The 11,506-nt window shown below is 56.5% G+C and carries 12 protein-coding genes and 1 pseudogene; 4 read left to right on the forward strand and 9 right to left on the reverse strand.

Features of this window, described 5'->3' with window-relative positions; genetic code table 11:
• Positions 1-99 precede the first annotated feature (99 nt).
• The 3 genes from AC1Q67_RS23085 to AC1Q67_RS23095 form a co-directional block, all read right to left on the reverse strand.
• Positions 100-495, reverse strand: a complete 396-nt coding sequence (locus tag AC1Q67_RS23085) for a hypothetical protein (protein WP_492237531.1) — start codon at positions 493-495, stop codon at positions 100-102.
• Positions 496-540: 45 nt separating this feature from the next.
• Positions 541-1,308 (reverse strand): COG4705 family protein, encoded by a 768-nt coding sequence (locus AC1Q67_RS23090; RefSeq protein ID WP_492237681.1) that lies wholly within the window; start codon positions 1,306-1,308, stop codon positions 541-543.
• Positions 1,309-1,477: 169 nt separating this feature from the next.
• Positions 1,478-2,224: a COG4705 family protein gene (locus AC1Q67_RS23095; protein ID WP_492237532.1), complete on the reverse strand. Its 747-nt coding sequence runs from the start codon at positions 2,222-2,224 to the stop codon at positions 1,478-1,480.
• Positions 2,225-2,448: 224 nt separating this feature from the next.
• Between AC1Q67_RS23095 and AC1Q67_RS23100 the strand changes: the two genes are divergently transcribed.
• From AC1Q67_RS23100 to AC1Q67_RS23110, 3 genes are all read left to right on the forward strand, one after another.
• A complete protein-coding gene (locus AC1Q67_RS23100) occupies positions 2,449-3,111 on the forward strand; it encodes a response regulator transcription factor (protein WP_492237683.1) in 663 nt (220 codons plus the stop codon).
• Positions 3,108-4,397, forward strand: coding sequence for a sensor histidine kinase (locus AC1Q67_RS23105; protein ID WP_492237533.1), 1,290 nt, complete (start codon positions 3,108-3,110; stop codon positions 4,395-4,397). Before AC1Q67_RS23100 ends, AC1Q67_RS23105 begins: the two co-directional genes overlap by 4 nt.
• 179 nt (positions 4,398-4,576) lie before the next feature.
• The gene (locus AC1Q67_RS23110) at positions 4,577-4,819 is read left to right on the forward strand and encodes a DUF1488 family protein (protein ID WP_492237534.1); all 243 of its coding nucleotides are present in this window, start codon (positions 4,577-4,579) and stop codon (positions 4,817-4,819) included.
• Positions 4,820-4,846: 27 nt separating this feature from the next.
• Here AC1Q67_RS23110 and AC1Q67_RS23115 read toward each other — a convergent pair whose 3' ends face one another.
• From AC1Q67_RS23115 to AC1Q67_RS23135, 5 genes are all read right to left on the reverse strand, one after another.
• Positions 4,847-5,743, reverse strand: a complete 897-nt coding sequence (locus AC1Q67_RS23115) for a diacylglycerol/lipid kinase family protein (protein ID WP_492237535.1) — start codon at positions 5,741-5,743, stop codon at positions 4,847-4,849.
• An 18-nt stretch (positions 5,744-5,761) separates the two neighbouring features.
• Positions 5,762-6,685, reverse strand: coding sequence for a phosphatase PAP2 family protein (locus AC1Q67_RS23120; protein ID WP_492237536.1), 924 nt, complete (start codon positions 6,683-6,685; stop codon positions 5,762-5,764).
• 988 nt (positions 6,686-7,673) lie between these two features.
• A complete protein-coding gene (locus tag AC1Q67_RS23125; protein ID WP_492237537.1) occupies positions 7,674-8,012 on the reverse strand; it encodes a transposase in 339 nt (112 codons plus the stop codon).
• A gap of 92 nt (positions 8,013-8,104) precedes the next feature.
• Positions 8,105-8,326, reverse strand: coding sequence for a hypothetical protein (locus AC1Q67_RS23130; protein ID WP_492237538.1), 222 nt, complete (start codon positions 8,324-8,326; stop codon positions 8,105-8,107).
• 456 nt (positions 8,327-8,782) lie between these two features.
• Complete coding sequence (locus AC1Q67_RS23135; RefSeq protein ID WP_492237539.1) at positions 8,783-9,985, reverse strand: MFS transporter; 1,203 nt, start codon at positions 9,983-9,985, stop codon at positions 8,783-8,785.
• Between the two features lie 218 nt (positions 9,986-10,203).
• On the opposite strand from AC1Q67_RS23135, the pseudogene AC1Q67_RS23140 reads away from it, so the two are divergent.
• Positions 10,204-10,898: pseudogene (locus AC1Q67_RS23140) on the forward strand (VIT1/CCC1 transporter family protein).
• 13 nt (positions 10,899-10,911) lie between these two features.
• Here AC1Q67_RS23140 and AC1Q67_RS23145 read toward each other — a convergent pair.
• Positions 10,912-11,451 (reverse strand): cytochrome b, encoded by a 540-nt coding sequence (locus AC1Q67_RS23145; RefSeq protein WP_492237540.1) that lies wholly within the window; start codon positions 11,449-11,451, stop codon positions 10,912-10,914.
• Between the last annotated feature and the right edge of the window lie 55 nt (positions 11,452-11,506).

The raw sequence follows: 11,506 nt of genomic DNA on the forward strand, positions 1-11,506 counted from the left end.
CCATTTCCATTCCACTACGATGGGAGTATGCGCCGTGCACCCACGACGCACATCCTTTTCGTCTGTAAAAGTCCGAAGCCCGCGCAAGAATGCCCTTCCTTAAGCAGCATCCATCACGGTTAAAAGATCACTCAAGGATTGCTTGCACTTCGCGGGGTCCGGGACACTTGCGCGAAGCGCCTCCAGCGCCCGGTCAATCGCCTTGTCGACCTTATGCCAATCGGCGGCGGCACGCGGCTTGAGCCCGGCCTCAGCCTCATCCCATTGTGTTTCGAGATCCTTGATGCGGGTCTTTGCACCGGGAAGATCGCCTTTGTCGACGAGTGCCGATGTGTCCACCACGATCGTTCTGAACGGCGTCAAGTCTCCGAGCTTGGATGATGTCTGGGCTTTGGCTGACGCAACGATCGAGACCCGGCCGTTTGGTTCGACAAACGATTGGCTCAGGGTCACGGTCAGAAGACCAAGAGATACTGCAAGAAACTTCCTGTTCATTCGAAGACTCCTCGTTGATCCGATTTCACGTGTCATTGCGCGATTTCACGCCGCCTCTCTCTCGTGCCCATTCTTGGCTTCAAAGGTCACCCATGCGACGAGCACGATAATGACGCTCAGAAATACGAGGCTGGTATAGATCGTGCCCAGCCCGAGACCGCCATACGTCCGGGACTGAGACAGCAGATCACCGAGCGATGCGCCGAGAGGCCGCGTGAGGATGTAAGCCAACCAGAAGGTCAGGACGGGGTTCGCCCCTAAATAATACGCCAGTGTGATAACGGCGATCAGCACTCCGAACGCGATGACACCGAGGTTGAAGCCGAGGCCCAGCGCCTCCGTCGCCAAATCGCCGGCCGCCGTTCCTAGTGCAAAGGTGAAAAGAATCGCGGCCCAGTAGAATAGCTCGCGCCGTGTGCTAACAATTGTGTGTATCGAGAGAGTGCGTTCGAAGCCATACCAGATCGCGAAAGTCAAGGCCAAGGCGATGGCAAAGCCGGCTGTGCTTGCGTAGAGACTGATCTCCAGCTTGTCGGTCAATACGTCCGTGATCTGTGTTCCGACGACGCTGACCAGTACCACCGTCAACCAGTAAATCCAGGGAGTATAGCGGCGTTCTCGCAGTTGAATGATAAGCGCCGCGATCAGACAGCAAACCATAATGACACTTGTCGTCGCCGTCCCGAGTCCAACATGGACAGCAAGATAGTCAGCGCCGGTTTCGCCGACGGTTGTTGACATGATCTTGATGATCCAGAAGATCAACGTAACGTCCGGAACCTTATTCAGCATGTCTTGAGCGAGCGGGCTCATGGGATGAACCATGGATATCCTCAAAAATCTCATCAGGTTTGATTGCATGAGAATGCCGTCCATGACTTAGGTGCGGCTTAGGAAGGAGCCCCCTCTTTGCAGGCATCCTCCGATACGCTCGCCGTCGCGCAACGTCGCCTCACCGTCGTCTGGGGCGCGGCACCACGTCTCAATCGGCTGAAACCAATCGTTCCGGCCTCTCCGACTCCTGCCAGGCAACGAGAAGCCCGATAAAGAAAATACCCGTGGCGAACGTGCTCAACGGCAAGCCCAGCATATTCCGGCCAGCGATAAAATCTCCAACGGCCGTGCCGGCGGCCCTGATGGCGACCACCGTCAGCCAATAGAACGGCAACCAGCGCAGCAGATTATTGCGTCCGACCAGAAATAGAACCGCCACAAAAGGACTAAGCAGAATGGCTGCACCCCCATCATTCAGATGCAGGTCGTGCGAACAGTAATCTCCGATCACGGTGCCAAGGATTCCGGCGATGAACATGCAAATCCAGTAACCCGAATCGACACTGAGCAAGGATTTCGTCTTGTCGGCTTTATTCATCCGCCGCCATGCCAGTTGCCAACTCGACCATAATGCGATGACGAGAATGAGTGTTAGACAAGCGATAACCCAACTCCTTGGCAACTTCAGATCGCCGCTGGTAAAATCCGCGAAGTTCGTGGCTGCCGTCCTTATGATGATGATAGCGGCCCAATAGTAGACTTGGTGCGTGATCCGATCGAAACGTTCAACCACCATGATGATGACGAGTGCGGCGGCCAGAAATGGCAAACCCGCAACATGGCCAAGCCCCAAATTGTGTGCGAAAAAATCACCCATATTGGCGCCAAAAATACTCGCAATACAAAGAGCAACCCAATATCGCGGCCCTAATATCGGCAGATGTATTTGCTTCATTGAGGTTTCCCTGATCGCTCTTTTGTGCGTCGTATTTTCGAGCCGTATGACGGCGACGGGCGGCATATCCCTGGCGACTTAGCGGCAACTTAGCGGGCGGACTCACAAGCGCGAAAACAGGAATCGAAATTGATGCTTGCCAATTTTGATTTGAAAGGCAGCGGCGCAATCAATGATATGGTCGCTTTGGATAATTGGACCTGACGAAGAGTGATGAACGCCTGATGCGTGTTTTGCTTGTCGAGGATGACCGCATGATCGGAGCAGCTGTCGAACAGGCGCTGAAAGACGCAGCCTATGCGGTCGATTGGGTGACGGATGGTCAAACGGCCATTGAAGCTGCGAAGGCCGAACCCTATGACGTCGCCCTGCTCGATCTCGGACTTCCTGTGGCCGATGGGCGAAGCGTCTTGCATCAACTGCGTCAGGCCAGCCGACCGCTTCCGGTTATTATCGTAACAGCGCGCGACGGTGTCGATGATCGTATTGACGGCCTTGACCTTGGCGCGGACGACTATCTGGTAAAGCCCTTTGAGATGCGCGAACTCCTTGCCCGGATGCGCGCGGTCCTGCGCCGCCAGGGCAGCGGTGCCTCGGCCATCCTCAGCAATGGAAAGATCAGCCTCGATCCCGCAACACGGGAGGCCATCTATTTCAACGAAAGGTCCACCCTGACCGCCCGAGAGTTCGCGCTTCTTAGGGCTCTTCTGTTACGCCCGGGGGCAATCATGTCACGCGGCGACCTGGAAGGTCACATCTACGGATGGAACGAAGAAGTAGAAAGTAATGCCATCGAATTCCTGATCCATAACATCCGCAAGAAGCTTGGGTCCCTCGCCATTCGCAACGTCCGCGGGGTCGGCTGGATGGTCGACCGGCCCTCATGATTCAATCGCTCCGCGGCCGCCTCCTCTTCAGCTTGACCGTCGTGATTGCCGTCTCCAGCGTGACAGCAGGTCTGATCGCGTTTCGATGGGCTTTCCAGGAGGCCATCGAATTTCAGGATTCGATTCTTCTTCAGGTTGGAACGGTTGCTGGGAACGCACCCTTGGCAGGACCGGCGCACGCCACGGGCAATCTCGAACCAGAAGCGCAGGTCGTTGTCGAAGACTTGACCGATGCCGTTGACGGCACATCGCTTCAGTCGTTGCAGGATGGGTTACATACCCTTCCGCGCGCCGATCAGCAGTGGCGCCTTTTGCTGCGGACACGTTCAGACGGCAGCCGCGTGCTCATCGGTCAGCCAATTTATATCCGCGACAAGATCGCGACAAACAGCGCTCTTCATTCGGTGATTCCGCTGCTCGCGCTTATTCCCTGCCTCATGCTGGTGGTGGCGATCGTCGTTCGCCAGACGCTCCGGCCGATATCACGATTGGCGGAGCAGCTTGACGCGGGGCAAGTCGACCGCCTCGAAACGCTGTCTTTAAAAGACACACCCAGCGAACTGCATCCGTTCATCCATTCCATTAATCGTCTCCTCGCGCGAGTCCAGACTTTGATCGACCGCCAACGGCGCTTCATTGCCGACGCTGCGCATGAACTTAGAACGCCAATTACTGCGATCAGTCTTCAGGCCGAAAATCTTGATCAGATCGAACTTGCTCCGGACAATCGAAACAGGCTTTCGGCGCTCAAGAGCGGAACACGTCGCACGGCCCATCTGCTGGAGCAGCTTCTTGCGCTTGCCCGATACGACACCGGACTTCGCCCCGAGGAATCTGTTTGCTTTCTGGATCGCTGCGCAAAGGATGTCGTGGCGCAAGCGATGCCTCGCGCGTTTGAAAAAAATATTGATCTCGGATTCGATTCAATCGAATCAGTCGCGATTCACGGCGACACCATGATGATCTCAATCATGATCCGAAATCTCGTCGACAATGCCTTGCGCTATACGCCGCAGGGAGGACGAATCGATATCAAGGTCCAAAAATCCGGTGGGCGCGCGATTCTTATGGTTGAAGACACTGGACCCGGCGTTCCCAAGACAGATCTTGACCGGATATTCGAACCGTTCGTTCGCGGCAGTCACCCTGTCGATGGCGGCACCGGACTTGGTCTGTCGATCGTCAAGCGGATTGCCGAGCGGTTGGACGGCTCCATAGCCATCCAGAACATCGTGGAAAATGGCCGCTCGGGGCTTCGTGCCACCATCGATCTTCCCAGCCTATGACTAATCCATTCAGACAAAACCGGTTGGCACCTCGGTGGCCATCTGAAGATCGATGAATGCCCTAAGTCTGCGCTAACTTTTTGGGACAAGACTGAAATGAGCAACGCTTTACGTGAGCCAATCAACCAGAGCGACCTAACTAGCCGTTATGGTCACCGCTAAAATCAAGTCTGTGAATTATGACCGCTATCGTCGGAAATTGCATTCAGTTTACAATGGAGATTAAAGGGAAAATCATAGAATGCCGACTATCGAAATCAGCCTTACTACAAAAGGAAAATATCATGTCTCTCGATGCAGAGAATTTCCTAACGCTCTTTGAGAAGCGCCGTGTTGAAATCCAGCAAATCGCATACAACAAATATGTAAGCGGAGACAAATGGCTCGGCGGGGTCTGGGTAACAACTGGAGACTTCCACTGATCACCTTTCAATACTCGCACCGAGCCATCAATCGCGTAGAACAGCAGCTGTGTGCGGCATGATAATTCTGAGTTGCTCTGCATGAAGACCAATCTCCAACGGCAACTCTCCCAGGACTTCGCCATCGATTTGTACGGGCGTGTTTGGGTCACCTTCGATTCTGACCCAGTTCGCAGGCTCAATACTGACTTGTGGATCATAGCGAAGGCCACCGATGGCGAGGGCCGCGAGCTGCCGGAAGCGGCTTAAGGGGCCGATTCCCCCCATGCGTAACACTTGGAATTGGGAATCATGCAGATCAGCATCGGGTGCCAGCATGAAACCTCCGGCATAACGCTTTGCTCGCGTCACAATAACCCATTGCGCTACGGTCTCCGTTTGACGCGTTTTCACATGTAGCGGTCGATCCTTGTAGAATCGGAGCGCACGCAAAACCGGCCAGACGAATCCAAAACGGCCAAGCTCCCGGGTGGTGCCGCTTTCGAACAGGCGAACGGCCTCGGCATCGAAGCCAACGCCGACCATAAAAAGAAAAGGCCGGCCATTGACCTGTCCAACCGGTATGGCATGCGCTTCTCCTTCGCGAAGGGTTTTGGCAAGTTCATCTGCCGACTGCGGCAGATTGATCTCTTGCGCGAAGACATTCCCCGTCCCAGTGGGAATAATGCCGAGCGGCAGCGAATGGCCAATTATTCCTTCGGCCACGTCATGCAGAGTTCCGTCGCCTCCTGCCGCAACAATCGCATCGAAGCACCCGCTGCGCGCGGCATTCGCGGCCGCGGTCATGCCCTCGCCGTGACGGGCTGTTTCGACGATCTCAATGGCGCTGCCTGAGCGTTTGAGGCTGGAAAGAGTCGCATCATAGAAATGCCGCGCCGCCGGACCAGCTCTCGGGTTATGGACGATGAAAAATCGTGTGCGCAAGAAAGGCTATCCGAACTATTACGAGTTGCCGCTGTCTTCGGGGAGCGATTTGTGAGTTGAACCGATCGGCTTTTGAGCCATTGCCGGCAGCACGTTCCATTCAGCAATGGCAAACCCGGCCAGCAGCCAAAACCCGCCGACCAGGAAGCCGCCGATAACATCGGTGACATAATGGACACCCAGAAAAATTCGACTAACGCCGATAAGGATAATCAGCACCGCCGTCCAATATGCAACCTCGAACCTTTCGCGGATACCTGGCAACGCGCGCGCGATGGCATAGGCAATGAATCCGTAGACCGCCATCGCCACCGTCGCATGTCCGCTCGGGAACGACCAACCTGCTGCGCTCACATCAATCGTGAACTCCGGCCGGTGTCGTCCAACAACAAGCTTACCAATCGTTGTCGTCGTCAATGCACCGAGACACGTCACCCACAAAGGAAGAATGATATGGAAACGGCGTTGTGACCAGAGAAAGCCCGTTGCGATAATGACGGCCGCGATGACTGATGGACTGCTTCCCAGGGCCGTAATCCAGAGGAAAGCCGAGATGAGCGGTTCGATCCGCCATGGGATGAGCTTAGCATTGATGACATTGTCGATCCGTATTGTTCCTGACGCCTCAAGAATATCCTCCGTCAACCCGCTGAAGAGGCCGACGAGATAAATCGCCGCGAGAACCGTCAATGTCAGCAGCAAACCGGTCGGCTGACGAAGCTCGATACGCCTGGCAACAAAAGCAACAAGCGAAGGATAGCCTTGAGCTACTCGGGATCGGAGGTTCTGAGACCGCTCCCATGCCGAAGAGTCCATAAATATCTTGGGCAGTGCTGGAGCCACCCCGATGATGAAAGTAGTGACTCGTAGAGCCAATATGCGAATAACAACGATAAAAACAATCGCCACGGCAACCAAAATAAACACGGCGGGTACTGGCATCAACGGACTCTAAGAGAGATGCAAATAATAATGTACGGCATCGTGCCACTTCGTCATTTTCTAAGGTTCAAATATAACGCCAATCTTTTTCACCCCACTTTGTAATCGTGCAGCCGTTGGTAGTTTGTCACGGCTGTCGGAGAGCACTAACTCGATTCAGGGTCAATCGGCACTAGAAAGCCAAACACAAACGATACGTCCCCGCCTCTTGCCATTTCCTCTGCATAGTCTCGCGCCAATCGTGCGTTTTCGTGGCCATTTACCGGGAAGATCGACCGAGATTCGCGCCCAGCCCAAATGGGTGACCCGTTTGATTTATATCTGGCCAGTTTTTCGTTGAACCAAGAGGTCTGACAGAGTCGGTGCGCCTCCTCTTGAGAACTCGCACGAAACACCAGAACGGGCCGGGCCGAAATGCTCAGCACAAAGCCAGTTAGGTTTTCAGCTTTGCTTTGTTCGCCACCCGCTCCTTTTCTCGTCATCAATCATGGACCCATCCAGCAATGGATGATTTTCAGACCGCCCTCCTCATGTTTTGAGCAGCTAGTATCTTTCGATCAACCACATTGCCGACGCCGACTTAGCGCAGACTTAGCGAGCACCGTCGGCGTTACGGCTCGGCCGAGCGGCGTGCGCGCGAAGCCTTGGATGTTTGCGTACGTAATACGGGCAGGTGGTTCGATCGACCTCATCGGTTTGCTCGCCGGATTAGTCTCCCATATCTGGCACATCGGCTGTCGGCTCGTGCAACGTGAGATGCAAAGGCAGCGCCCGCAATCCGCTGTTCCGAATCGGTCAAAGGACTCGCAATCACGCAAATGGCAAGGATTGTACTTCGCATTCTCTCGCGCCACGCTAAGCTAGCGTAGCCATACCCCAATCATCAGATCTATCATTTCGGCGGACTCGCGCGGAGCGTGCGCAGCGTATCGCCAGCATGTTGTCCGGGTGCGACGCGGAAACGGTGTGTAGATCCCACCTTTGGCCATCAGGTCCATACGATGCGAGCCATCTTGTTCGCAAGAGCGACCGTCACAAGCATACGCGGCTTGCGGGCAAGCATGCGCACAAGCCACGAGCCCTGCGACGCGCCATGACGGCGGGCTTCCTTCACTACCACGCTGGCTCCGATGATGAGCAAACATTGCAACGTTCGTTTACCCATCTTAGACGTCGCTCCCAGCTTCTGCTCTCCGCCCGTGGAGCGTTGCAGCGGCGTCAACCCCAGCCACGCGGCGAAGTCCTGGCCGCGCCTGAGGCCCGAAGCGTCAGGAGCAAGCGCGATCAGGGCGGTCGCCGTGATCGGCCCTACGCCAGCTATTGTCATCAGTCGGCGGGTATCGTTTTCCTCCCGTGCGCGCCGGGCAATCTCTCAATCGAGCTGTTTGATCTGCTCACTCACCATCCTTAGGATCGCTATCAGCCGATCAAGCGCCAGCCGCGCAGTGGCAGACGGGTTTCAGGGGCTTGTACGAGCTCGACAAGCATCGCGACATGGGATGGTCCCTTTGCCACCACCAACCCATATTCGGCCAGGTGAATGCGCAGAGCGTTGATCACCTGGGTCCGCTGCCGAACCTTCAGATCGAGCTCGCGAAACACCACCGCCCTTGCTTGCTGCTCCTCACTCTTCGCCGCCATTTCGCAACCGGATCCGTTCGATTGCCCATGCGATGGCATGGTTTGGACGAAGCTGACGTTCGGACCTCATGTTCGCATCGCACAAATACCATAACGCGGTTTGTCGGGTACTCGACGGTAGGTAACGGAAGCGATTGGTAAATTACGACTTGCGGCGGATATTGTCTGCCTAGCACCGCAATCTGCAACGGCGGCTGAACCAGATGCACCAAATTCAAAAGTGGCCCGTGCGTGTTTCACGCCATGCATAGATCGAAGTCGACAAAATGACCGCGGACTTGTTGGTGCACTCGCAATAGAAGCGCTTGATGCGAGCATCTTTAATGGGCTCAGGCTCCGCTCAAACTGACCATTGCCCCACGGTTGCCTGGCCTTTGGTGTTCCTTGATGTCCTATCTGGCGCTGGCAAGATCGAACGCTATGATGTTTCTTGATGATAGCCGGGCGTGGCGCACCTCAACGACCGAGTCGAAACCTCAGCGCAAACACAAAACCAATCAATGCGATCGTGCTAAACCCGGCGCCCGCCAGAAAAGTGGCCGCTGGACCGTAAGCCTCCCATAGCCCGCCGGCGAGAACGCTCGCGACCAGCATGGCAATGCCTCCGGCGAAATTGAACACGCCAAACGCCGTCCCTCGCAGGTCATCCGGCGCGGTATCGGCGACGAGGCTGGCGAACAATCCCTGCGTGAGCGCCATGTGAAGACCCCAGAACACCACGCCGACCATGACCAACGTAACGGTCGTGCCGAGCGCAAGGACGATATCCGCAACGATCAGGCAGACGATGCCGAGCGCGAGCAGTCCGGTTCGGCCGATCCGGTCGGACAACACACCGGCTGGATAGGCCGTTATCGCGTAGACGATGTTCATCACCACCATGATCGCCGGTGCGAGCGCGGCGGGCAGCCCGACGTTCTGCGAACGCAGGATCAGAAACGCCTCGGAGAACCGGGCAAGAGTCAGGATCGTGGCGATGCCGACCACGGTCCAGAACGCACCGGACAGGCGTTTCGCATCCGAAAGACGTAGCCGCGGCCTGACCTCGGCTTCATGCCGGGCTGGTTCCCTGACCCCGAAGATCATCACCGCCAGCGCAACAAAAGCCGGAACGACCGCGACCCAGAACACGAGGCGGAAATTGTCGGAACTGAGCGACATCAGAACGATCGCAGCGAGCGGACCGACAAAGGCCCCGACGGTATCGAGCGCTTGCCGCAGACCGAAACTCGCACCGCGCTGATCCGCCGGTGCGATATCGGCAATGAGCGCATCCCGGGGCGCGTCGCGGATGCCCTTGCCAATGCGATCGATGAAGCGCGCCGCGACAACCCAACCGATTGACGCGGCCAGCGGGAAGACCGGCTTGGTGAATGCCGCCAGACCATAGCCAAGGGCGGTCAAAAACTTGCGCTTGCCAAGCCAGTCAGACAGCACGCCGGAAAATATCTTGGTGATGTTCGCGGTCGCCTCCGCTATGCCTTCGATGAATCCGACGATCAGTGTCGATGCACCGAGCACAGTGACAAGGTAGATCGGCAGCAATGCGTGGATCATCTCCGACGAGATATCCATGAACATGCTGACGAAGCCGAGCGCCCATATGCTGCGCGGCAACGCGACGCGCGATTTCGAGGCAACGGGAGGCGCATCTACCATAACCAGGTGCTCCAATTACATCTCACTGCGCGAGCCTTCATCGATCCCACGCTTTGGGATTTATTCGCCAAAGGCATATCATAACGATTTCATACACTCTGTTTCATCACGATGTGATAGATTAAGTCCAAAGTTCGGCGATGTCATTGTCGTCAAAGCATTGACTGGTTGAACTTACTGCCATCCTGCATAGCCATCCTCCATACCGGAGTTGATCCATGAGTCGCATGCATCATGAGAAGCATCTTGTCGGCCGAATTGGGTGGCTTCGGGCCGCCGTACTCGGCGCAAACGACGGGATCATCTCGACGGCGAGCCTGATTTTGGGAGTAGCCTCTGCAGCAGCCCCGCAAACAATCTATTGCTGACAGGGGTAGCTGGCTTGGTTGCCGGCGCGATGTCCATGGCAGCGGGAGAATATGTATCGGTCAGTTCGCAGTCCGATACCGAGCATGCTGATCTCAGCCGCGAAAAACAAGAACTCGCGAATGACTCAGAGTTTGAAAGAAGGGAACTCGCCCAGATCTATGTGTCCCGGGGCGTCGAGCCCGGCCTTGCCCGCCAGATCGCCGGGCAACTCATGGCCAAGGACGCCTTGGGAGCGCACGCCCGGGATGAGCTTGGCATCTCGGAGATTACCACCGCTCGCCCGGTGCAGGCGGCATTGGCATCGGCGGCGAGCTTTTCCGTCGGGGCGACCGCGCCGCTGGCACTTGTGCTCGTCTCTCCAGCACACTGGCTGCTTCCGGTGGTTTCAATAGGTTCGCTGTTATTCCTCACCCTGCTCGGCATGATAGGCGCAAAGGCCGGCGGCGCCGGCATCCTCACGCCGACGATCCGGGTGACATTCTGGGGGGCTCTGGCGATGGCCGTGACCGCCGGCATCGGTGCCATGTTCGGCACCGCCGTCTGACATCTTCGCGCCGCTATGACGTTCCGCCGGGCAGCATCCGCTGCAACACGCGGTCCCTGTAAACCAGCAGGTGCATGAGTGCCGCCCCCACATGAACACCGATCACGACGAGCAGCGTCCATTCCATGATCTGATGTAGTCCATCGATCCTTTGGATGAGTGCCGGGCTTTGTGAGGTCAGCATCGGCAAGGGGATGGCGAAGAACAGCGATACCGTCCATCCGCGCGCTGAAGCGAAGAGCCATCCGCTCAGCGTCGTTGCAAGAACGAGCGCATAGAGCAGCCAGTGAACCAGTTCGGAGAAATTGCGCTGCCATGCCGGCAAGGAAGCGTCTTGCGCGACCGGATGCGTCAGGCGCCACACAAGGCGGAATGCGATCAGCGCCAATATCAAAATGCCGAACGAGATGTGGAGCACCATTGCCGTTCCGGGCGGTCCGCCGTGGACATCCGGCATCAGCCAGCCAATCAAATATTGCACGATCAACAGCGCTACCGTGAGCCAATGCAGGATTTTGGCTGTAGCGCCATAGCTTCGTGCCTCTTTGAGCATCGCGATGATTCCCCTGTTTAGGTGCTTAGGTGCGATTTTGTTGCTCTGGCCAATC

Source organism: Afipia sp. GW823-FHT06G09, from assembly GCF_058794875.1.

Bases quoted from the DNA above. Each gene is read 5' to 3' on its own strand.
- AC1Q67_RS23135 (WP_492237539.1), bottom strand. From the start codon at position 9,985: ATGGTAGATGCGCCTCCCGTTGCCTCGAAATCGCGCGTCGCGTTGCCG.
- AC1Q67_RS23120 (WP_492237536.1), bottom strand. From the start codon at position 6,685: ATGCCAGTACCCGCCGTGTTTATTTTGGTTGCCGTGGCGATTGTTTTT.
- AC1Q67_RS23090 (WP_492237681.1), bottom strand. From the start codon at position 1,308: ATGAGCCCGCTCGCTCAAGACATGCTGAATAAGGTTCCGGACGTTACG.
- AC1Q67_RS23085 (WP_492237531.1), bottom strand. From the start codon at position 495: ATGAACAGGAAGTTTCTTGCAGTATCTCTTGGTCTTCTGACCGTGACC.
- AC1Q67_RS23125 (WP_492237537.1), bottom strand. From the start codon at position 8,012: ATGACAATAGCTGGCGTAGGGCCGATCACGGCGACCGCCCTGATCGCG.
- AC1Q67_RS23100 (WP_492237683.1), top strand. From the start codon at position 2,449: ATGCGTGTTTTGCTTGTCGAGGATGACCGCATGATCGGAGCAGCTGTC.
- AC1Q67_RS23130 (WP_492237538.1), bottom strand. From the start codon at position 8,326: ATGGCGGCGAAGAGTGAGGAGCAGCAAGCAAGGGCGGTGGTGTTTCGC.
- AC1Q67_RS23105 (WP_492237533.1), top strand. From the start codon at position 3,108: ATGATTCAATCGCTCCGCGGCCGCCTCCTCTTCAGCTTGACCGTCGTG.
- AC1Q67_RS23110 (WP_492237534.1), top strand. From the start codon at position 4,577: ATGACCGCTATCGTCGGAAATTGCATTCAGTTTACAATGGAGATTAAA.
- AC1Q67_RS23095 (WP_492237532.1), bottom strand. From the start codon at position 2,224: ATGAAGCAAATACATCTGCCGATATTAGGGCCGCGATATTGGGTTGCT.
- AC1Q67_RS23145 (WP_492237540.1), bottom strand. From the start codon at position 11,451: ATGCTCAAAGAGGCACGAAGCTATGGCGCTACAGCCAAAATCCTGCAT.